At 43.3% G+C, this 23,798-nt stretch carries 16 protein-coding genes; 10 read left to right on the forward strand and 6 right to left on the reverse strand.

Going from position 1 to position 23,798, the window contains the following annotated elements:
• The first annotated feature begins 19 nt into the window (after nt 1–19).
• A complete protein-coding gene (locus L6421_RS10400) occupies nt 20–1,342 on the forward strand; it encodes a response regulator (protein ID WP_237261725.1) in 1,323 nt (440 codons plus the stop codon).
• Between the two features lie 54 nt (nt 1,343–1,396).
• On the opposite strand, the gene L6421_RS10405 is transcribed toward L6421_RS10400, so the two are convergent.
• From L6421_RS10405 to L6421_RS10415, 3 genes are all read right to left on the reverse strand, one after another.
• Nucleotides 1,397–2,293, reverse strand: coding sequence for a DnaJ C-terminal domain-containing protein (locus L6421_RS10405; protein ID WP_311195282.1), 897 nt, complete (start codon nt 2,291–2,293; stop codon nt 1,397–1,399).
• A gap of 240 nt (nt 2,294–2,533) precedes the next feature.
• Complete coding sequence (locus L6421_RS10410) at nt 2,534–4,720, reverse strand: TonB-dependent receptor (protein WP_237261726.1); 2,187 nt, start codon at nt 4,718–4,720, stop codon at nt 2,534–2,536.
• A gap of 86 nt (nt 4,721–4,806) precedes the next feature.
• Nucleotides 4,807–5,118: a hypothetical protein gene (locus L6421_RS10415; protein WP_237261727.1), complete on the reverse strand. Its 312-nt coding sequence runs from the start codon at nt 5,116–5,118 to the stop codon at nt 4,807–4,809.
• Between the two features lie 302 nt (nt 5,119–5,420).
• On the opposite strand from L6421_RS10415, the gene pgm reads away from it, so the two are divergent.
• The 5 genes from pgm to L6421_RS10440 all read left to right on the forward strand — a co-directional run bounded on the left by pgm (nt 5,421) and on the right by L6421_RS10440 (nt 13,768).
• Entirely contained in the window at nt 5,421–7,061 is a 1,641-nt protein-coding gene (pgm, locus tag L6421_RS10420) for a phosphoglucomutase (alpha-D-glucose-1,6-bisphosphate-dependent) (protein WP_237261728.1), read from the forward strand.
• A 27-nt stretch (nt 7,062–7,088) separates the two neighbouring features.
• Nucleotides 7,089–8,000, forward strand: coding sequence for a patatin-like phospholipase family protein (locus tag L6421_RS10425; RefSeq protein ID WP_237261729.1), 912 nt, complete (start codon nt 7,089–7,091; stop codon nt 7,998–8,000).
• A gap of 131 nt (nt 8,001–8,131) precedes the next feature.
• On the forward strand, nt 8,132–8,695 hold the full coding sequence (gene efpL, locus L6421_RS10430; RefSeq protein ID WP_237261730.1) for an elongation factor P-like protein EfpL: 564 nt from the start codon (nt 8,132–8,134) through the stop codon (nt 8,693–8,695).
• 222 nt (nt 8,696–8,917) lie between these two features.
• On the forward strand, nt 8,918–12,196 hold the full coding sequence (locus tag L6421_RS10435) for a sensor domain-containing protein (protein WP_237261731.1): 3,279 nt from the start codon (nt 8,918–8,920) through the stop codon (nt 12,194–12,196).
• Nucleotides 12,197–12,415: 219 nt separating this feature from the next.
• A complete protein-coding gene (locus L6421_RS10440; protein ID WP_237261732.1) occupies nt 12,416–13,768 on the forward strand; it encodes a cation:proton antiporter domain-containing protein in 1,353 nt (450 codons plus the stop codon).
• Nucleotides 13,769–13,872: 104 nt separating this feature from the next.
• Here the strand turns inward: L6421_RS10440 and L6421_RS10445 are convergent, their stop codons facing one another.
• Nucleotides 13,873–15,339 (reverse strand): RimK family ATP-grasp domain-containing protein, encoded by a 1,467-nt coding sequence (locus L6421_RS10445; protein ID WP_237261733.1) that lies wholly within the window; start codon nt 15,337–15,339, stop codon nt 13,873–13,875.
• Between the two features lie 143 nt (nt 15,340–15,482).
• Here L6421_RS10445 and L6421_RS10450 point away from each other — a divergent pair, with 143 nt between their 5' ends.
• The 3 genes from L6421_RS10450 to L6421_RS10460 all read left to right on the forward strand — a co-directional run bounded on the left by L6421_RS10450 (nt 15,483) and on the right by L6421_RS10460 (nt 19,135).
• Nucleotides 15,483–16,595: a DUF2817 domain-containing protein gene (locus L6421_RS10450; RefSeq protein WP_237261734.1), complete on the forward strand. Its 1,113-nt coding sequence runs from the start codon at nt 15,483–15,485 to the stop codon at nt 16,593–16,595.
• Nucleotides 16,592–17,725, forward strand: coding sequence for a GNAT family N-acetyltransferase/peptidase C39 family protein (locus L6421_RS10455; RefSeq protein ID WP_237261735.1), 1,134 nt, complete (start codon nt 16,592–16,594; stop codon nt 17,723–17,725). The genes L6421_RS10450 and L6421_RS10455 overlap by 4 nt, the downstream gene beginning before the upstream one ends.
• 108 nt (nt 17,726–17,833) lie before the next feature.
• The gene (locus L6421_RS10460) at nt 17,834–19,135 is read left to right on the forward strand and encodes a diguanylate cyclase domain-containing protein (protein WP_237261736.1); all 1,302 of its coding nucleotides are present in this window, start codon (nt 17,834–17,836) and stop codon (nt 19,133–19,135) included.
• Between the two features lie 60 nt (nt 19,136–19,195).
• Here L6421_RS10460 and L6421_RS10465 read toward each other — a convergent pair whose 3' ends face one another.
• On the reverse strand, nt 19,196–20,467 hold the full coding sequence (locus L6421_RS10465) for a TlpA disulfide reductase family protein (RefSeq protein ID WP_237261737.1): 1,272 nt from the start codon (nt 20,465–20,467) through the stop codon (nt 19,196–19,198).
• Between the two features lie 127 nt (nt 20,468–20,594).
• A complete protein-coding gene (locus tag L6421_RS10470; RefSeq protein WP_237261738.1) occupies nt 20,595–21,701 on the reverse strand; it encodes a cache domain-containing protein in 1,107 nt (368 codons plus the stop codon).
• Between the two features lie 351 nt (nt 21,702–22,052).
• On the opposite strand from L6421_RS10470, the gene olsF reads away from it, so the two are divergent.
• A complete protein-coding gene (olsF, locus tag L6421_RS10475) occupies nt 22,053–23,789 on the forward strand; it encodes a bifunctional ornithine lipid synthase OlsF (protein ID WP_237261739.1) in 1,737 nt (578 codons plus the stop codon).
• Nucleotides 23,790–23,798: the final 9 nt, after the last annotated feature.

The raw sequence follows: 23,798 nt of genomic DNA on the forward strand, positions 1-23,798 counted from the left end.
TTAGCTTTCAGCCATTGAAATGACCACGAATCCTTTTGAAAAACGTTTTTTGCGCGAGCGTCAAGCCCGCAAACAAGCGGAACAAATTTTAGAGCAAAAATCACTGGAACTCTACGAAAGCAATCAGGCTCTTACCCGCTTGGCTTCGGATTTGGAGCTTCAGGTTGAACAGCGTACCGCTGAGGCCGAAAAAGAGAAAAACCGCGCCCTCGCGTTAAGCAAAGCCAAATCTGAATTTGTCGCGACCATGAGCCACGAAATTCGCACCCCGATTAACGGCATTATCGGGGCGTTAAACTTGCTTGAAACCGAAATCATCTCTGAAGAGTGTCGGAGACTACTGGGGATTGCCGACCATTCCGCCAATGTTCTATTGCATGTCATCAACGATATTTTGGATTTTTCCAAAATTGAAGCCGGACAAATGAATGTTGAGAAAATCCCTTTTGATTTATACCAGGCCTGTCAAAATTCACTTCTTCCCTTTCAAGAAAAGTGTACCGAAAAAAATATTGAATTGTGTTTTACATGGGATGAACAAATCTCACATTGGCAAATAGGCGACCCTTTTCGAATCACCCAAGTAATAAACAACTACTTAAGCAATGCGGTCAAGTTTACTGAACAAGGCAAAATCACCCTTCAAGTCGGCACTATTGATGAACAAATTCAACTCAGCATTATCGATACCGGAATCGGTATTTCCGCAGAAGGCTTAGCCAAACTCTTTATCGACTTTTCTCAAGTGGATGCCTCGACCACCCGTCAATTCGGCGGTACCGGCCTAGGACTGGTCATCTCCATGAAACTGGCTCGTCTTATGGGTGGCGATGTTGGGGTTGAAAGCACACAGGACTTTGGTTCAAAATTCTGGATTCGCCTACCCAATCAGCCAGCGGATTCGCAAACCAAACCAACGGCAAAACCGCTTATCTCTGATTTAAAATCACAAAGCAGCACGATTTTATTAGTGGATGACAATCAGATTAACCGCCAAATAGGTCAAAAGATTTTAGAAAAGCTCGGCCATCAAGTGGATTTAGCCGAAGATGGCTTTGAAGCGGTTGCTTTGGTAAAACAGAAACAATTACATTTTTTACCCGCATATGATTTGATTTTAATGGATTGCCAAATGCCCGAAATGGATGGCTTTGAAGCGACTCGAACCATTCGTGGTTTAAAGCTTGATACACCGATCATCGCTTTAACCGCCAACACCTCTAATGAAGATAAGCAACTGGCGTTTGATAGTGGCATGAACGGTTTCCTAAGCAAACCTTTTAAAATCGATGAAATACAAAGTTTAATTCTCTCCTACCAACAAAAAAGCCAGTTGACGTAATGTCAACTGGCTTTATCGGAAGCTCAAGGCATCAAAATAGACGAGCGCTTTCGCTTAAAAGTCCGCTCTTGGGTTAAATGGCATTTGTTCGGCCATTTTTTCATACAGCGCTTTATCTTCATCAGTGGCCGCTGGTGGTGTATGGATTTGGACAATCACATATTGATTACCCGGTTCAGTCCCTAAACCACGCCCTTTAATTCGTAATTTTGCACCCGACTGGGTACCGGCCGCAATAGCCATTTTCACCTTACCTTTTAAGGTTGGAATTTCAACTTTTGCCCCTAAGGCCGCTTCCCACGGAGTAATCGGCAAATCCAAATAAACATCTTTACCCTCTACTCGATAGTGAGGATGTTTTTGAAGATTGACTTGGATAATCACATCTCCATTCGGGCCACCGTTAAAACCGCTAAAGCCTTTTCCTTTAACACGAATCTTCTGCTCTTGGGTTACCCCGGCAGGGATACGCACCTTGATTGGCGTAGTATCGTAAGAGTAGCTACTTGAATGCGGGTTACCGGTTTGTACGTTAATGGTTCTTTCGGTACCTTCTACCGCTTCAGTCAATGAAACCATCACTTTTACGGTTTGATCTTCACCTTTACGTGGTCGAGCTTGTTGCTGACCAAAACCACCGCCAGCAAAGCCCCCGCCCCCGCCAAACATATCACCAAAAATATCGCCAAAATCGGCTCCACCACCGAAACCACCGCCGCCAAATCCGCCTGCACCACGTTGCTGGTAGTCAGAACCGAATTGGTCGTACATTGAACGTTTTTCAGCATCGCTTAAGGTTTCATAAGCTTCACTGATTTCCTTAAACTTTGACTCATCTCCGGTAGGTTTATCAGGGTGATATTTTGCCGCCATTTTACGATAGGCTTTCTTAATTTCAGCATCACTCGCACTGCGAGAAACGCCTAAAATCGCATAATAATCTTTGCTCATAATGTCCTGTTATCTCTTAAATTCTTTGAATGCCTTGTAAGTAAGGGCTTTTGTGACCTTTTTCAAGGGCAATGTAATAAATTTTGAACTATTCTACCCTATGCTTACAAAACTAGATATGGCCATAGGGCGCGCCAGACCTGACCTAAAAAAGGTTTACCCACAAAACAATAAAAAAGGCCTGGGATTTTTGCAAATCACCAGGCCTAATAAACAACGTAAATTTAAACTTAAAAAGCGTTAAAAATCCAAACGTGCTTTCAATTGGATATTTCTACCCGTGTTCAAAGTATATCCTTTATAGGTATTCAAAAAGTCCACATAGGCAGTATCAAATAGATTCTCAACCGCGGCAGTTAAGTGCAGCGTTTGTTTATCCAATTTCACTTGAGTTTGATAACCTAAATTCCATAACGCATAGGCCTCGGTTGAGGCGGTTCCAATCGGCATAGTATCAAACTGAGAGAACGGCTCATAAAGTCCCGATGCGTTCTTACTGTCAACCAACTTCACACCCAAGGTGATTTTTTGCTGTTGTAAACCGGCAAAATCACTGGGCTGATAATGCACATTGATACGCAAGTTGTTTGCCGGCATTAATGGCAAGTCCTGGTTGTTTCTGGTGTCTGCACCGTCAATCAATTCCAACGCCAAATCCGTTGACCAGGCCTGGTTAAACTGATGATTTAAACTGAACTCCAAACCGTGAATCACAGCATTGGTTTGCTGAGCCTTCATAACGGGAATCGTTGCGCCCGACTCACTGGTAGTGGTGGTTAAAGTGACACCATCGGCTTCCAACTCATTCGCCAAATAGATATAGTTGTCCACCCAGTTTTGATAAACCGTGGCCACCATTTGGGTTTTAGGGGTTTGCCATCTTAGTGATAAGTCTGTGTTCAATGACGTTTCCGCCTTTAAATCCGGATTACCGAGTTGATACGCCTGCACACCGCCATGTTCACCACCTGCATAAAGTTCGAAGATACTCGGGGCACGGAAACCGCTGGCTAGATTGGCCGCCACACTCCAGTTTGAATCTATGCGGTAAGTCGAGCCTAAAGAACCGCTGAAAACATCAAATGTTCGACTATTGTTTGAAGAATCAAAAATCCCCTCGTCTACAAAATGCACATTATTGCCATCCAAAGGAGCACTCACCTCATGCCAGTCATAACGAGCTCCGACTTGTAGCAACCACTTGTCATAATCGGCTTCTTCAAACAGATAAACCGCACGCTTGCTCTCATGAGCCGTTGGCGTTAATTCACCGTTCCGTAACTCCTGCTGTTTTTCGGTTAATTCAAAACCGAGTTCCCCTTCAAAATCACCCACTTTAGGGTGTTCCAAAGCCAATTTAACATCGTCACGCTTCACCAATAAATCTAAGTAGTGTGGTGTGCCTTCATCCTCTGCCATGGTTTCATAGGGTAAATCATGTGACGCTTCCCGTGCATTACGGGTATGTGTCCAACTCGGCTTGATGACCCAATCGTTATCGGTATAGATTTCCGCTTTCAGCTGCGTTTCATCATTTTGTAGTTTTTGCCCGGAAGCGACCGCCTCAAAACCAGTACCATTATTTTCCACACCTAAATAGTTCTGTTTAGAGAGCCATTGCGTATGGCGCAATTCGATGGTTCCCCAATCTTGCTGATAGCCGAACCCGATATTTGCCGACTGGTTTTCAAAGTTGGTATTCGGCACTTCACCCACAAATAATGGTCTATCATCTAACGGGATATCGCCTGGCGCGGTAGAGACATTCGGCACGGTAAAGTTGTCTGCAGAACGTTTAGAAATCCCCGCTTGAATCGCAAACTCTTTGGAGCCCGCGCCCACCTTGGCGCCCAACATCTTCTCTTGGTTATTGCTGTTAAATTCTGTGGCTAATTCACCCGCGGTTTTTTGGCCATAAGGCAAATCAGACTGAATCACATTGACAATCCCTCCCATCGCTTCCGCACCGTACAACACACTTTGCGGACCACGAATCACTTCGATCCGTTCCGCTAGATAAGGGTCGGTATTGGCTAGGTGGCGTGTGCCATAGGCTTGATAGTCGGTTGACTGTCCGTTGGATAATACCTTGACGCGATTACCCGTCATTCCACGGATAACTGGCTTGCCGGATTGCGTGCCGGCCGACATATTATTGACCCCGGGAATGCTTTCCAGCATCTGCCCTAAAGAACCACTCTCGGCGGCCATCTTATCAACACCTGCAACACTATCGATTTGCGAAGGCACTTCAAAAACCTCATGTTCATGAACGGGCGATGCGGAAACCGTAACCTCCTGCAGAAGGGTTTGCCCGCTGTCATCTTGTGATGCGTTAATATCGTTTGCTTGTTGTGCGTAGATTTCTTGAGACACCAATACGCCGCTAGCCACCAACATGGCAAGCGTAATACGATTTAATTTCATATTTTTTTCCTAATTATCATGTACGGTTTAAGAGCACAAATCCTCTTAAACCCTAAAAACAGTTTGTTGTTTACTTAGTTGTTTACTTAATAATCAGAAGCAGGCGGAGCCCGCCCAAAGACATGCGGTTGATAGACGGCTTCAAATACAGAGCGTAATTGAATACCGGAAGGAATAAAGGGCGCTGGCTTTTCGACTGCCGTACTAAAAGCGATCGGCTGGTCGAGAGGTTGCGCTAAGTTTTCAAAGACATCACAGCTCGCTTCATGCTGATGAAACGGATGAATTTCAGCGTGCAGCAATCCCGCCATTTGCGATAACACAAACAGCAAAACCAACACCCCCATTCCATGTCGAAAAGACCAAACAGCGTGTTTTGATTGCAGTGCTTTATTCATAAATCGGCTAGGTCGCATCAAAATAACAGTGAAAACTTCAATAAGTGAAAAAAGGTTATTATAGAGCATTCAATTACAATTAAAACCTTAATTAAAGCCCTGATTCAAGCTGGTTAACCGCGCGATGGGCAAAGCCAGAAGGCCTGGTTACATGTGATTTACAGGCCTGGTGGTTTTCGGATAATCTCGCTCAACCGTTAGATTAATCTCAATCAATTTTTTATGTAAATTCGGCTACATCCATGTATAAAAACACGTAATATAAAGCTCACAAACTTTCAAATCATTAAAGTGAGAATAGCATGGCCAACTCTCCATACGCTGGTAAAAAAGCCCCTTATAGTCTTTTGGAAAACATCCCCCTGCTAATGGCGGACTATTACAATTTAAAGCCCGACGCCAGCAATCCTGACCAGGCAGTCAGTTTTGGAACCAGTGGACACCGAGGTTGTTCAAGCAAGACCACTTTTAATGAAGACCACATTGCCGCCATTTGCCAAGCGATTGTGGAGTATCGTCGTTTACAAAACACCGTAGGGCCAATGTTTATCGGCATGGACACCCATGCGTTATCCGAAGCCGCGCACGCCACAGCCATTGAAGTGTTTGCCGCGAATAATATCAATGTCATCATTCAGTCCAATGGCCGCTATACACCAACGCCGGTCGTATCCAACGCCATTTTGCAATACAACGAAGGACGCCAAGGCGGTCTGGCTGACGGCGTGATCATCACCCCATCACACAACCCTCCGCAAGATGGAGGGTTCAAATACAACCCGCCGACAGGTGGCCCTGCCGATACCGAAGCGACCTCTTGGATTCAAGACCGCGCCAATGCCATGATCATTGGCGGCATGAATGAGGTAAAACGTATCCCCCTCAAAGAAGCCCTGGCCTCGGAATTTGTCACCCCAACCGATTTGATTACCCCTTATGTAGAAAATCTCGACAAAGTGGTCAATATGCAAGCCATTAAAGAGGCGGGGTTAAAATTGGCGATTGATCCAATGGGCGGTGCTGCGGTGGATTTTTGGAAACCGATCGCCGAACATTACGGACTGAACCTAGACATTGTTAACCCACAGGTGGATGCCACCTTCTCGTTCATGCATGTCGATAAAGATGGCAAGATTCGTATGGATTGCTCATCACCCTACGCCATGGCGGGGTTGATTGGCCTAAAAGACAACTACGACTTGGCGTTTGGCAATGACCCCGATGTCGACCGCCACGGTATTGTCACTAAATCCGTGGGATTGATGAACCCAAACCACTATTTAGCCGTGGCGATTCAATACCTATTCAGTCACCGACCAAACTGGCCACAAAATGCCGCTGTGGGTAAAACCTTGGTATCCAGCTCGATGATCGATCGTGTCTCCAATGCGATGAACCTTAACTTGAGTGAAGTTCCGGTAGGTTTCAAATGGTTTGTAGACGGTCTGCAAACCGGAGAGTTCGGTTTTGGCGGTGAAGAATCGGCCGGAGCCTCATTCTTGCGTTTTGATGGCGGCCCATGGAGCACCGATAAAGATGGCATCATCTTAAATCTACTTGCGGCCGAAATCACGGCCGTCATGGGCAAGGATCCCGGTGAACTTTACCAAGAACTCACCGAGAAGTTCGGCAATCCGATTTACACCCGTATCGATGCGCCAGCCAATCGTGAAGAGAAAGCGATTTTAAGCAACCTTTCGCCAGAGATGGTCAAAGCCGACACCCTTGCCGGTGAAGCGATTACCGCTAAATTGACCCATGCTCCAGGCAATGGTGCGGCGATTGGCGGTCTAAAAATCACCACCGAGAACGGCTGGTTTGCGGCACGTCCGTCTGGAACCGAAGACATCTATAAAATCTATGCCGAAAGTTTTAAAGGTCAGGCACACCTGGATGCGATTTTAGAAGAAGCCAAGGCGATTGTCGCCGACGCTTTGAAATAGATATTACAAGCGACCAGGCCTGCTCGAATGACCAACCCCACAACAACTCAACCCAAAAACATCTCCTTGGTTTTAGGAAGTGGAGGCGCAAGAGGCTTGGCGCATATCGGCATTATCCGCTGGCTGGAAGAACATGATTATCAAATCCAATCCATCTCCGGCAGTTCCATCGGCGCGTTAATTGGAGGGTTATACGCCTGCGGGAAACTCGATGAGTTTGAACACTGGCTTAAAAAGCTTTCCAAATCCGACATCCTTGCCCTATTCGACATTGCCTGGGACCGCAGTGGATTGATTAGAGGTGAAAAGCTTCATGCCGTGCTAACCAAGCTGATCGGCACCCCTAGAATTGAAGAGTTGCGTATCCCTTATACCGCGGTGGCCACCGACATCAACAATGAAAAAGAGGTTTGGTTGCAAAGCGGTGATTTGCTCCAAGCGATGCGTGCCTCCTACTCTCTACCGATGATTTTCACCCCGGTGAAATACAAAGGCTTAACCTTGATTGACGGTGGTGTAATCAACCCGGTGCCTATCGCTCCGACTTTTGGCCAAGGTAGCGACTTGACCATTGCGGTTAATCTTGGCGCAAAGCCTAAACCCCCCACCTTTGAACAAAACGCTGAAACAAAGGATGAATCTGATTGGCTTGACTTTGATGAACTGATCGCCAATATCAAAGAATTTTTCACCATAGAAAAAAAGGCGTTAAAACAATCATTTGACTGGGATGTTTACGACATCAGCAACAAGGCGTTTGACAGTATGCAAAGCAGCATTGCCCGCCAACAGCTTGCCGCCTACCCACCAGACATCACCATTGACATCCCTCGTAACGCCTGTGGCATGTTGGAATTCACCCAGGTGGAGAAGATGGTCAAACTAGGTTACGACACCGCCCAACAAACCCTTGCTGAAGATTCCGTCAATCCGGAGTAGACACCGACTTTGAGATGATGCACCAACGGTTTACCATCACGTTAAAAGCGCTTGCATTCCCATTTAAAACTCTCGAAAATAGCGCAAAAAATATCCATCCTATTATTACCTTATTATTTAAAGGAATTCTCATGCCTAAAATCAATGAACTTAAAAAAGGCAGTGTTGTTGAAATCAACGGCGTACCGCACATTGTGAAAACTTACGATGTACGCAACCCGTCTTCTCGTGGCGCCTCTACCATGTATAAAGTACGTTTCAACAATTTAAAAACCGGGCAAAAAGTGGACGAAACCTTTAAAGGTGAAGACATGATCAAAGAAGTGGAAACCACCAAGGTTTCGGTCATGTTTTCTTATATCGATGGCGACAGCTACGTGTTTATGAATAATGAGGATTACAGCCAGTACCTTTTGGCGGCAGACGAACTCGAGGATGAAAAGAAATACATCACTGAAGGCTTAAGCGGCATTACCGCCCTACTTTACGAAGACCAGATTTTAGCGATTGAACTCCCGACCAATGTTGACCTGGAAGTGATTGAAACCAACCCTGGCACCAAAGCGACTGGGGCTGGCCGAACTAAACCTGCGGTGTTGTCTACCGGTTATGAGATTCAGGTTCCTGAATTCATCGAACCTCATGAAATCGTCAAAGTCAGCACCTTAACAGGTAAATTCCTTTCAAGAGCGTAAAGCTAAATCGACGGTAAAACCCATCAAAACCCACTTTTCAACCAACTCAAAATCCATTCTTATCAAAGCTACCAGGCCTGGTGGCTTTGATAATTTAGAAAAATTCTCCCTCGCACTTATACCCCATTTAAAAACTTATCTATTAATCAACGAATTTTTCTTTATTACCGCAAAGAAGCACTATAGGATTAACCCTATAAAAATTCAGGAAGTACCTTTAGGATGTCGCATCAAAACCCATTAAAAAATGAACTCTATCAATACCTGCAATCCAGTACGGAAGGCTTTGATCAATTTGCAGATCAAGTTTTTGATGGCGTATGGATATGGAACTTAGAAAACCCTGAAGAGCACTGGATGAGCCCAAAGTTTTGGGAATTTTTAGGCTATGCGCCAAATGAAACCAATGATTCAATCGATTTCTGGAAAAAATCGATTCACCCGGAAGACCAGCAGTTAATTGAAACTTGCCTAAACAAGCATGTCGAAGGTATCGAAACAGACATTGACCAAGCCATCCGTTATCTGCATAAAGATGGTTCAACCGTTTATATCCGTTACCGCGGATTCAGCATTAAAAACGAAGATGGTAAACCCTATCGCATGATAGGTATCCATTCAAACCTGACTGAGTTCATTGACCTAAAAAATTCCTTAAATAACGATTACATCCATATCAAGGAACGTTTAAACCTGGCTTTAGACGGCAGTCAAGATGGTGTTTGGGATTGGAACCTGGAAACCAATGAGGTTTTTTATTCACCGCGATGGAAATCCATTTTAGGCTACAAAGATCACGAATTGAGCAATGCGTTTTCAACCTGGGAAAAACTACTCCATCCTGACGATCTTGAAACCACCAAAGAATATGTACAAAAATTTCTGGAAAGCGGTGAAATAAGTTTTGAAACACGTTTTAGAATGCAACATAAAGATGGGCATTATGTGCCCCTTCTATCGCGTGCGAGAAAAGCGCTCATCCCAAATCAAAAATCCAACTTACAATTTACCCATTTAATCGGTACCCATGTCGACTTAAGCGATATTATTGAAGTCCAAGAGCAACTCAATCAACAAATTGAAATCACCAACACCTACCTCAACACGACTTCCGCCTTGATGATTGCATTAGATACCGATGCCAATATCACCATGCTCAATAAAAAAGCTGAAGAGGTATTAGGGGTCAGTGAAGCATCATTGCAGGGTAAATCCTGGTTCAAACAAAAATTTTTACCCGAAGAAATCCACAGCAAATTTAAAGCGGTCCACCGAGATTTCATCAACCAAAAAATTGATTTAAGTAAACCGGTCGACCATGAACTTATCACTCATAATGGTGAGCGCAGGATGTTTACCTGGAGCAATACGCTGCTAAAAGATAAAAAAGGCCAGGTCATTGGCTCTTTAAGCTCTGCCATTGACATCACCGAACGCAATCAGATTCAACAGAAGCTGGAAAAGAGTGAGTCTTTGCTCATAGAAGCGCAAAAGCTAGCGCAACTTGGTCATTACACACTCGATATCGCACAAAATCACTGGGGTTGTTCAACTGAACTCGACATCATGTTTGGCATTGATGATAATTACCCTAAGACCATCCAGAGTTGGTTGGAGATTATTCACCCCGAACACCGCCAAATGATGGAAGATTACTTTCAAAAAGAGGTGATTACAGAGAGAAAGCCGTTTGATAAAGAGTACAAGGTCATCAACCAAGATAGTCAAGAAAGCCTGTGGGTTCATGGCAAGGGTACATTAAAATTTGATGAACTCGATAACCCTATTGAAATGTTTGGAACCATACAAAACATTTCCAAACAAAAACAGATTCAAGACAAGCTCACCTTAGCATCTAATGTCTATAAAAGTGCCAATGAAGGCATTATGGTTACAGACAACCAAGGTAACATTGTTGATGTGAACAGTGCTTTTACCAAAATCACGGGCTATAGCAAGCTAGAAGTTTATGGCAAAAAACCGAGTATTCTGAACTCAGGAATCCACCCCCAAGAATTTTATCAAGAGTTATGGCAGACTTTACTTAAAACGGGTAGTTGGAAAGGAGAGGTATGGAACCGTAGAAAAAACGGTGAAGTTTATCCTGAGATGATAACCATCAGCACAATCAAAGATGAAAATAACCAAATCCAGAACTATTTGGCACTTTTTTCAGATATTACCCTGCAAAAAGGCAATGAGTCAAAGCTCAAGAAACTGGCTCATTTCGACAGTCTTACCGGCCTGCCTAATCGTAGTATGTTTACTGAAAAATTAAACCAAGCCATTATCCAAGCGGATATTGAAAATAAATTTATCTCACTGGCTTTCTTAGACTTGGATGGCTTTAAACAAATCAATGATAGCCTTGGGCATGAAATAGGTGACCAACTGTTAAAAATCATCGGTAGCCGATATAGTCAAGAAGCCCGGGAAACCGATATTGTCGCTCGTTTAGGTGGTGATGAATTTGTCATCTTACTGAATAAGATTGATAACGTCGAACAGTCGCTGACCATTTATGACCGGTTTTTAGAAGCGACCCGTAAACCGATTGTGATTGATGGCAACAAACTCGAAGTCAGCTGCAGTATCGGTATCGCTTATTATCCTCAGGCTCTGCCTGTCGACTCAGACCAACTAATCCGTCAAGCCGACAATGCCATGTATCAGGCAAAGATTTCCGGGAAAAATAGCTACCATATTTTCGACGATGAACAAGATCAGGTGGTGCGTAAACTCCATCAAAAAATTATCGCTATCAACCAAGCCATTTCAAACAATGAGTTTGTGCTTTTCTATCAACCTAAAATTGATATGCGTAATAAAAAAATAATCGGGGTGGAGGCGCTTATCCGATGGCAACATCCGCAAGAAGGCTTATTACCCCCTGCTGATTTTTTACCTGCCATTGAAAAGAACACCACTTCCATCCTGCTGGATAAATGGGTCATTGAACAAGCCTTTATGCAAAGTAAAAAATGGGTTGTTGAGGGCATTAACATTCCAATCAGTGTCAACTTAGGCGCACAGATTTTACAAAACTTTAGACTCATAGAGTTTTTAGAGGAGATGATGTACCGACACCCTGAAGTTTCCCCTGATTTGATTGAGCTAGAGGTGCTTGAAAGCAGTGCATTGAAAGACATGAAACACGCCTCCTTACTGATGAAAACCTGTGAAGAGTTGGGTTTTAGGGTTTCCATTGATGACTTTGGTACGGGCTATTCATCCCTTGAATATCTAAAAACGCTACCGGTAACTTATCTAAAGATTGACCAATCATTTGTACGCGATATGCTAGTTGATACCGGTGATTTGGCCATTCTAAAAGCCGTAATCGGCCTGGCAGAAGCTTTTGGTATGCAGACCATCGCTGAGGGGGTTGAAACCGATAAGCACTGTGAACAACTGATTGAGTTGGGCTGCCATATTGGACAAGGCTACGGCATTGCGAAACCGATGCCGACCGAAGCGTTTGAGGCGTGGTTGAAACATTAGTTTACCCAAGCCTGAACAGGCCTGGGTAAACTTAAAAGACATGGCTCGATAAAAGTCCATCTCACCCCCCTTTTTCAATCCACAACTTTACAACAATCTTGTAACATGGCTAGTCAAGCTGAGCTAAACCAATCTAAAAATCATAAACCACACAAGACTCCCCGATTTCACTATAATCCTTTAAAAAGTAACTTTTGAGACGTTAAAGGACTCATAAACATGCTAGAAGCAGGCCTGATGATTATTGCCTTAATGGTAACGGCGTTAATTGTTCAAGAAAAAATCAAAATCCCTTTACCCATCAGTTTGATTGGTATCGTTCTATTGTTATCACACTTTCATATCCACCCGATTGATATCAATGCCGAGCGTTTTGACCAATTATTATTGCTCTTGCTGCCTTTGATGTTGATTGGCGATGTGATGCAACTGGAAACCGATGACCTAAGAAAAAACTGGTTAAGTGTGTTGGGTACCGCTGGTGTAGCGGTCGTATTATCGATTTTAGCGGGCGTGTTATTGCAAGATGTGATGTTACCGAACTACGCCATTGGCTTGCCCGCCATGGTTGCATTGATGGCCATGGTGGTGGCAACCGACCCGGTTACCGTCGGTTCGGTGTTCAGCACCACCAAAATCCCGCATAAACTGAAGTTTCTAGCGGAATCCGAATCCTTGTTCAATGATGCCACCGCCTTTGCCATTTTCAGTATCGCCATTACCTTGATGCATCAACCATTAGGGCTCCCTGAAATTGCCTGGAGTTTCACCTTATCCGCTGGCGGCGCTTTGATTACCGGTGCGGTCATCGGTTTGGCGGGGCTTTACCTGCTCAAACTGTCCGACAACCCCATCACCGAAACCGGTATTTTGCTGATGATTGCCTACAGTGCCTTTTTGATTTCCGAACACTATCATTTTGCCGGTATCTTTGCGATTGTGGTCTCAATGGTGTTGGCGAATGCATTAATCACCTCACGCGACAGACTGTCTGAAAACCCTCTCTCTGAAGATGCACATACCTCGCAATTTGAACAGCGTCATAACCAACAACTCAAGCAGCAACAACTCAAACAAGCAAAGCCAAATAAACTGCATGCGGTTAAAACCTATCTCAACCTGGGGCATTTGACAGCCACCCATCAGAATCGTCAGGAGATTATCGGTTTCATCAGCTTTACCGCCCTATTCGCCAATGTGATTTTATTCGTCTCGATTTCAGAAATCATTAACCTGAGTTTATTACAAACCTATTGGAAAGAGATTGTTTCGGTGTTTGTGGTCAGCACCTTGATTCGTGCTTTGGTGTTAGGTCAATTTGCTTGGGTTTCCAATCGCTCACTCAAGATGCAGGACATCTCACTGGATTGGTGGGCCATTTTGATTTTTGCCGGAGTGAAAGGTGGCTTGTCCATCTTAATGGTGCACATGATTCCCAATAGCTTTGAATATAAAGCACTGTTTGAGGCGATTGTGGTGGGTAACATCATGTTATCGATTTTTATCTATGCACCGGCGATGATGCTGATTATCAAGCTACGTCAGCGTCAGTTAAGCCAACAGTGTGAATAACCAGGCCTGGTCAAATCAAATAAAACCACTCAAGTTGCTTTTCGGAAAATCGTGAGTGGTTTAAAAGAGAGACTTATTCAGTTTTAATCAACGCTTAATAAGACTTAACGCCCTAAAGATTCCATACGCAGTAAAAAGTCTTTCATAATCTCGTGATACAACTCCTCACCTAAATATTTGTCTTCCACACCCGAATCGATGCTTGGGTTATCGTTCACTTCGATAATCACCACTCGATCACCCGACTGTTTGATATCCACCCCGTAAAAGCCATTACCAATCAACTTAGCCGCCTTTAGAGCGATATCGATCACCGCTTTTGGCGCTTCAAAAGTGGGTAGGGTTTCAAAGCCGCCCGATTGCGTGTCTTGCGATTCATGTTTATAAATCTGCCAGTGGTCATCCACCATGTAATAACGGCAGGCAAACAACGGCTTGTTGTTTAAAATACCAATACGCCAATCATACTGGGTGTACATATACTCTTGCGCCAATAACATCACCGACTGCTTCAATAAAATCTTGGCCTGTTCGGTCAGCTCCTCGGCGTTTTCAACCTTAACCACTCCGCGTGAGAAAGAGCCATCCGGAATCTTCAACACCATCGGAAAACCGATCTCGTTCTCTAGTTTCAACAAGGCCTGCTCGGAAGGTTGATTGATAATCACCGTTTTAGGTGTAGGAATCTTGTGGGTATTGAGCAAATCCGCCAGATAAATCTTATTGGTACAACGTAATATCGACAAAGCATCATCAATCACCATCAAGCCTTCCGCTTCCGCCTTTTTAGCAAACTGATAGGTATGGTCTTCCACCGAAGTGGTTTCACGGATAAACAACCCATCAAATTCCGCCAAACGCATGTAATCTTTGCGGGTAATGAACTCAGTGGCAATGCCCAACTGATTGGCGGCCTTCTTAAACTGCTTTAGGGCGGCATCATCACTGGGTGGCAATGGGTCGTCCGGGTTGACCAAAATGGCCAAATCATAACGATAGGCTTTACGGGTTTTGCTCTTACGCCACATCTGTAAACTGAACTTTTCAAAGGTTTCAGCAAACGCCTCCTGTTCCGCTGGATCCACCAACGCTTTTAACGACACGCCCTTAACCTGCTTGACCTGCCAATGCTGTTTGAATTGCAAGGTGATTTCCAGTAACGGAGTGGGAAATTTCTCAAATAATTTCGCCGCTAGCTTGGCCAATGCCGGGTTCAAGGTCTTACCAAACCAACATCTAAACGTCAGTTGTTCACCTTCATTTCCCAACGGCAATCTATTGACTAATTGACTGGTGTCGGTCAACTGAATCGACGACAGGGATTTACGCCCTAAATCATTGATGGTCATTAAAGAGGGCAATACATGATGGCCTCTGGCCTCGGCTAATAACGAGCAGTAATAACCGGTTTTCAAATAGCGATAATCGCGGCATAAATTAATCACACGAATACGCTTTTTAGAGCGGTCATTAACCCGCTCTAAATAATCGTCAAAGGTAATAACGTCCTGACTGGAATAGTAAGGTTTCCAGTCTGTTAAGCTATCCACAACGACATAAAAATGACTCATTTTTTGGCTCCAAATAAACCTGATTTTGAAACTTCCTTTTACAGGATAATTATTCAATTCACAATCAATATTTTTACTGTTAGCCAACAAAAATTAAGAGTATGATTCAATTTTCTTAGCGCAAATTTCACAGGAAAAAAATTGTGTTAAATCTTCAGTCTAAAATGGACTTAAATTGTTTTAAACAAACCTATCAAGATGCCCGTTTGGCCTTTAAACATGCCTTAAAATTGATTGACCCAGAGCTGATTTTTGAAAGCCAAAGTTTTCAGCATCCCTTAACCGATTCCGACGCCAAAAATCTATTTTGCGATGCAGTGTTCTTAAGCCAATCGGCCAAGCCCAAACACGTTTTGGTGTTGATTTGCGGCACGCACGGAATTGAAGGGTTTACCGGCTCGGCGGTACAAATTGATACCCTGCCCTTATTGGCCGATCTGCTCAAACAACAAGCTGATTTAGGGGTTGTTTTGATTCATGCGTTAAATCCGTGGGGCTTTGCCTGGTTACGCCGTTCTGACCACCAAGGCATTGATTTAAACCGCAACTTCATCGATTTTAGCCAACCATTACCCAGCAATCCGGATTACCAAACCCTGCACACGCAACTGCAAGGTTTAACAGCCGATTCGGACTTAACCTGCCTATGGGAAAACACCGATTTCAATACCTTTGTCGCCAAAATAACCCAAGGGCAATATCAGCAGGCCGATGGCCTATTTTATGGCGGCACACAAGCCTCCTGGTCACAACAACAACTCAATAAAATTGCACAACATGCGTTTATTCAAAATGCCGAGCAACTTTCCGTGATTGATGTACACACTGGTTTGGGGCCTTATGGCTATGGTGAAATCATCAATGACCACACCCCCAACACCGCTGGTTTTGCCTGGGCAGAAACGCTTTATGGAAACAACGCCTGTTCCGCTTTATTGGGTGAGTCTTGTTCTGCGCCAAAACTCGGTTTATTGGATTATTTTTGGCATGATTTAATGGGTGGCCGCGGCTGTTTCATTACCTTGGAATACGGTACTTTTGCGGTACAACATCTGATTTTAGAGCTGCTTAAAGAACAACTTTATCAAAACCAACTCAAAGCCGATCAACAGCGCGATTTACAGGCAAAGCCAGTGGTCGATTTAAAGAACTTCTTTTACCCGTTTGAACCAAGCTGGCAACAGCAAGTGCTGTTTAGAGCCAGACAAACCATTGCGATGGCGTTAACCGGCATGCTTAAGGGGCTTTCACAATGAGTCACACCGTTAGCCATTCACAACACAGCACCATCCGTTGCGCTCAAAAAGCGGATATCCATGCGTTATTAAGTGTTGAAAACACCTGTTTCACTACAGACAAACTCTCAAAACGCAGCTTTCAGCACTTTATTAAAACCGGTTCGCATGATTTATGGGTGATTGAACAAAACACACCCGACCAGCCTGCCGAAATCATCGGTTATGCCTTGGTGCTGTACCGTACCGGTACCAATTTGGCGCGTCTATACTCCATTGCCCTCTTGCCCAATCAACAAGGCAAAGGCTATGCCCAACAGCTGCTGAATCACGTGCAACAGCAAGTCAGTCAAAAGTACTGCGTTTATATGCGGCTGGAGGTCAATGTCGCCAATCAAGCCGCTCTTAAACTCTACCAAAAGAACGGCTACAAGGTCATTTCGCAAATCGAAGACTATTATGAAGATGGTTCGGCCGCTTTACGTATGGAAAAAAGATTGCATGCCAGCGCTTCCAAAACCTCTAAACCCAAGCCTTATTATCAACAAACCACCGACTTTACATGCGGCCCGGCCTCTTTAATGATGGCGATAAAAACCCTGCAAAACGATTATGAATTCAGCCGCCATGAAGAGTTGCAGATTTGGCGTGAAGCCACCACCATTTTCATGACCTCCGGCCACGGAGGATGTTCACCACACGGTTTGGCGTTGAGTGCCTGGCGCAGAGGACGCAAAGTGCAACTTTACCTAAACCGTGATGACGTGCCTTTTATAGACGGGGTACGTGATGAGGAGAAAAAGGCGGTCATCGAATTGGTACATCAGGAGTTTTTAAACCAAATCGCACACACCGATATCGAACTGAAAATCCATAACCTGGAAACCGAGGAATTGAATGCCATCTTACAAACCGAATCACCGGTATTGGCGTTGATCAGCACCTGGCGTTTAAATCGCAATAAGGCACCACACTGGATCTATGTGGCCGAGTCGGATGAAAACTTTGTCTATATCAATGACCCCGAACCCATCGAAAGCGAACACCTCAACCAAACCGACTTTGAACAAATACCGATCAGCAAACAAGCGTTTGCCCAGATGGCACGTTTTGGACAAAAGAAATTGAGGGCTTTGCTGGTGATTTCGTAAATCCGATGCAATAGGATTGCTCAAGCCAGCATTTTAAAAGTCCTCCTATTAATGGTATTCTGTAAGTCTAATGTTTATTAATTCATCTTGTTACCCGCGGACGACTAAATGTATAGCAATTCTGAGTTTAGAATCAATAAAAAACCGCTCTATTGGCTGGCTACGGCTTTATTGTTTTCCTACCTAATTATTACGGCCTCCATCTATCAACAAGTCAAAAATACCATTATTGAAAATAAACTGAATGAGCTGAATCAACATATTCTTTATCAGACATCACTGCGCCAATACATCAATAGCCAACTTAAACCGATTATCTATAATTTACAGAAAGAGCATATTCTTTCCTACGATTTTTTTGACCCCCATCTTTTATCCAGCACCTTTATTTCCAGAAAGGTATATCAAATTTTTGATAAAAAATTAGACGCCAAGGATTTGAATAGTTGGAAATACCGACTGGCAGCTAAAAATCCACGAAACCCTGTCAATCAGGCAACACCTGAAGAAATTGAACTCTTAGAAAAGTTCAATAGCGATCGAAACTTGAAGCAAATTCACCGTGTAGAAATGATTAATAGCCAGGAAACACTCTATTATGCCGCCCCATTTAACGCAAACGAGGCCAACTGTTTAATGTGCCATGGCGACCCAAAAACAGCACCCAAAGGTCTGATTGAAAAATACGGTTCAGAGCATGGATTTAATGAAAAATTAGGTGATATACGTGCTTTTGTTTCATATCGATTGAATATTACTGAAAGCATGCTCAACGCAAATAAAACATTTTTGATAATCAGTCTGATTATTTTTGCTTTCATGGCTGCCTTTTTTGCTTTGGCTAGTTGGAGCTATCTTATCGAACAGAGACGCAAAGGATTAATCATTCAACAACAACAAGAGCTTGAATACGTTGCACACCATGATTTCTTAACCAACTTGACCAATCGACATGGCTTGAACCGTGACTTACCCGTGCAATTAGCCAAGCTAAATAATGAACCCGTTCACCTTTCAAACCTTTGGGTTATCATGCTCGATATCGATTTTTTCAAATCCATAAACGATGATTTTGGTCATGATATTGGAGATTTGACTCTGCAAAAACTCGGCGAGATACTGAAAACGGAAAAGAATAATCTGGAACACGCCGAAGCCTATCGTCTAGGTGGTGAAGAGTTTTTAATTGTTATCCGCAATACCGATACTAAAATCATAAAGGCTCTATACAAAGACATTTGCACTTCATTAGCCGCAATAAAAATAGCTGGCTTAAACAGAATTATAAAAATCTCGGCTGGGGCAACAGAAGCGCAACCCAATGAACATCAATATGAGCTGTTAAAACGTGTAGACCAGGCATTATATCAAGCCAAAGAGCAAGGTCGTGCACGCTTGATCATCATTTGATTTTTAAAGCGACCAGGCCTGGTCTTTTTGCAGGATGATTCCTCAGGATTTTGCTTACCTTTATTCCGCTAAAAGTGCATCGATTTTCTGTATATGAGCGATGTCATCCCACTCTGTCGCACCAAACAAAGCAAAACGGATTTGGCCTGGTTTGTCGATAAGATAACTACTTGGGTAGGCGAATACCTTCCAAGCTTTCACCGCGCTGGCATCGTCATCCAATAAAACCGGAAAGTTTACAGGGTGTTCGGTTAAGAATGACTCGACCTGTGTCTTTTCCTCTCCCAAGTTGACCGCTAAAATCTCTACATCTTGTCCCGCGTAATGCGTTTTCAAACGGGCCATCGACGGCATCTCATGCACACAAGGCGGGCACCAACTCGCCCAAAAATTCACCAAGACCACCTGGCCTGCATAATCCTTCAAATCAAAATAATTGCCGTCAAGTCCCTGAGCTTTTAACGGCAGGTTTTGCTGCCCCTTATAAAGGTTCAACTGTACACTTTTTGTCTCTTTCTTAGGCTTAGCACTTGTTGATTTGAGTGCCTTTACCGTGCGTGGTTTCGCCAGATACACCAACTGCAAACGCATGGCTTGCTGTATGTATTTGGCTAACTGTTTGGCTTGCCGGTTTTCAACGGCCAAAGCGTCTAGCCTAAAATAAAATCGGTCTCTTACTTTAGGAATGACTTGAGTAAAGACATCACTTCCTGCTTGGTTTAACTGCTGATTAAGTTCATTCAAGCGCCATTTCCACGGTGACAATTCCGCTTGAATCAGCGTAATAGGTAAATCGACATTGGCACTTTGCGGCCAATAGTCGGCTACCTGGCCTGGTTGAGGTGTTTGTAGATAAAGGTTGGGGTTAATCAAAATCAAGCCTAAATTTTGGGTTGCGGTTTGCTGTATGGATTGCAGTCCTCTCACCGCAATCTGTGCGGCTTTATTTGGTGCCACAATCCAAACGGGAAGCGTTTTATCCGCACGAGCCAGCTCAATGAGTTCAGCTGTCCATAGCGGGTCAATCTCGTCAACGGCACTGGAAGTGGGTGATAAGAACATCGCTTCATAAAAGTCCACAAACCAAGACTCAATGCCTTTTTTGGCTAACTGTTCGGCAATGGCCCTTTCTTGCGGCAAAACGCCATATTCGGAAGGTAACCAAAGCACCCTTGCCATAGGCGGAAGGCTTTTATCATTTGCGGTGGCTTGAATCATTTGAATGCTAAAAGAGACACCATCCATATCGACTAAACGTTCTTGAGCAAGAACCGCATTAGAAAAAAACAGTGAAAACAATAGCGAAAGCCACAAGGCAAAAATTCGAGGCATAGATTCTGTATATCCAATAAATACTGCTTAAAAACGGATTCAACTTTATATCGGTGATATCAACCTAGTCGAATTACACCCTATTTTAACGCGTTTAACGCTCTTCTTGTTCGGCAAACTTAACGGCTCAATCCTTTGCCATACGCACTCTGGCCCAAAACAATGACCCGATGAATAGCATAGCCAGTAGTCCAAACAAACCCATGTAAACCGACTGTTGAGCCGAATAAACGGATGCATTGATCTCTTTGGTGGGAATATGATAGATAAGCTTCCAAAAATATGGGGGATATTGCGGTGAACTAGAAAGATCCTTATCTAACTCTGGAAGATCACTTACGACGATATTTTCCATTTTAGCTAAGTTTACTAGAGCCGCTTCCCGCAGAGGTCGAATCGTATCAAACGCCCATACCCCGTCTTGATCGCTGAACACGCCCTGTTCGTGGGTGAGAATCTTATACCAAGCTTCCGGGTATCTTGTTTTGATGGTTAAATCGGGCTTATTAAACATAAAACCCCATTCATCTTTTGGGGTTGAACCAATCAACCAATAACCGGCTTCATTAGCTAACCAAAGGTGATGATTTATCTCTGGTTTATGCTTTTTGATCTCTTTCAGCAAATCATCGCCCAAATAATTTAAAACAAGCACACCATGGCTCTCTCCTTGAGCATCCAGAACAGGTTTGGATAGGCGAATCATCGGCTTACGTGGAAATTCAATCTCACCATGCTCTTTATTTAAATCAAAGGGTGAAAAATAAAACTGGTTAGGTTGTAAAGCGATGGATTTAGAAAAATAATAGCGGTCGCTTTTATCTTGTAAATCTTGATCGGCGACACGCTGAGGGCCATTTTGGGTTTGGTTAATACGTAAACGTTCCTTACCATCAGGGCCTATCCAGCGAATTTGGTCATAGACCTGGTAAGTTGACATCAAGACCTTCCAGTCTTGGGCTATCGCGCTCAAGTCTGAATTGAAATCCGGATTATTCAAAACGTTATGTATAAGCCCACTTTCCGAAAGATAGAGGACATCCCTAATGATTAAATGCAATTTTGCACTTGCCGATGCTTTGCCAACCAATACTTGCTCATGGACTTCTGCCGTTAATTGATTGATTTTATCGTTTTTAACATTATGCAACCCCCAATAGCCACCAGCAACCATAAGCACGGCCAACGGCAGGAAATAACGTAATACATATTTTAAAAAAACAATCGACGGCATAATTTAACTACTTAATAATTTAACTACTTAATAATTTAACTACTTAATAAATCAACTACTTGTTATTTAACATTTTTTATTAATGGTTTTTTATCATACCCTTAGTAAAAAACAGTAACAAGAAAACCCTAGTTAATCTTAACTGTTTATTTTTATACCGAAAACAGTTTATTTTATTTTCAAGCTATAAAACAATGATCTAGCAGGGCTTTCTAGCTAGATTTTGCCCCTTATTCAAAATGGAATGCTTTAAAAAAGCATCATTTTTCTGTCATCAATTCGTCATTTTCAGCACCCTCATGCAAGTAATAATGTTATGTGCAAATTTACAATATTGAGACCTCCCATAAAATGCTAAACATTGAAGCCGTCATTGCTGAAAAGTTCCCTGAATTACCTAATAAAAAAACCGGCAAACTTGCAATCAACTTAATTAAAAGCCTTGCTCATGAAAAAGAGATTAATGCCTTTATTGAAACCCACCAACACCTAAAAGGCTTTGCTTTTTTAGATGAGGTACTCAACTACTTTAATTTTAGTTATACCGTGAATTCTCAAGCTTTAGCCCGCATTCCGGCTAAAGGTAAAGTGATTATGGTGGCCAACCATCCTATCGGCTCTTTGGATGGTTTGGCTTTACTGAAAATGGTACGCACCATTCGCCCGGATGTTCGCATTGTGGCCAGCGATTTACTCAACAATATTGAACCTCTAAAATCATTGTTTTTAGGGGTAGATAATCTGACCGGTAAAACCGCGCATAAAACCCAATTCAAACAGATTTTAGATGCGTTGAACAACGAGGAAGCGGTGATTATGTTCCCTGCCGGAGAAGTTTCCAGAATTCGCCCGAATGGCGTACGGGATGGCAAGTGGAAAGCCGGATTTCTAAAACTCGCACAAAAAGCCAAAGCTCCTATACAACCCATCTATGTCGATGCACGCAACTCATCGCTGTTTTACGCGTTATCTACCTTGTATAAACCTCTAGGTACCATGATGCTTGTGAAAGAGATGTTCAATAAAAAACATCAGCAAATCCAATTTTTTATTGGTAAACAAATTCCTTGGAAAAACTTGGCTGAAATAGAGATGCCAGGCAAACAGCTCGCTAACCAATTTCGCAAATACCTCTATAAACTCGATAAAGAAGCCAAGAACCTAAAGAAAGGCAAAGCCCCCATATTTAAAACCGAAGAGACCATCGCCCCTCCGGTTGACCGTCAAGCTTTGAAAAAAGCACTGAAAAAATCGCAACTGTTGGGGCAAACCCAAGACGGTAAAAAAATCTATCTATACGATTTTGAAGCCGATTCACCGGTTATGCATGAGATCGGCCGTTTGCGTGAGTTGACCTTTAGAACCGTAGAGGAAGGCACTGGCACAGCAATGGACTTGGATGCTTACGATAACCAATATCGCCACCTGGTGTTATGGGATGAAGAGGATTTAGAGATTGTTGGAGCTTACCGTCTAGGAGAGTGTGCCAATTTGGTAAAAGACAAAAGCATCAAAAACCTCTACACCAGCACTTTATTTAATCTGAAGCCTGAAATTGAATCCTACCTACCCAATGCGATTGAATTGGGTCGCAGTTTTGTGCAACCTAAATATTGGGGTAAACGTAGTTTGGATTATCTCTGGTACGGCATTGGCGCTTATGTGGCGCAACACCCCGAGATCAAATACCTATTTGGCCCTGTGTCTTTAAGTGATGCTTACCCGCAAAACTCTAAAGAGTTGATTGTGGGCTTTTACCAACAGCAATTCGGTTCCAATAAAGACTTGGCGGAAGGGATTCGCCCGGTGGAATTAAGCAAAAACAACCAACAAATTGCTCAGGAGATTTTTAGTGGCGATTATAAGGAGAGTTATAAAAAGCTCAATGCTCTGCTGGATTTGGATGGCGTTAAAGTCCCCACTTTGTTCAAACAATACACTGAAGTGGCGGATGACAAAGGCTGCCGATTTATCGACTTTAGTATTGACCCAGAGTTTAACGACTGTATCGATGCGTTGATTTTAGTTGAGCTTGATAAACTCAAACCCAAAAAACGTGAACGTTATCTCAACCCGATTAAAGCTTGAATAACTCAA

The organism is Thiomicrorhabdus immobilis, assembly GCF_021654855.1.
Taxonomy (GTDB): Bacteria; Pseudomonadota; Gammaproteobacteria; order Thiomicrospirales; family Thiomicrospiraceae; genus Thiomicrorhabdus; species Thiomicrorhabdus immobilis.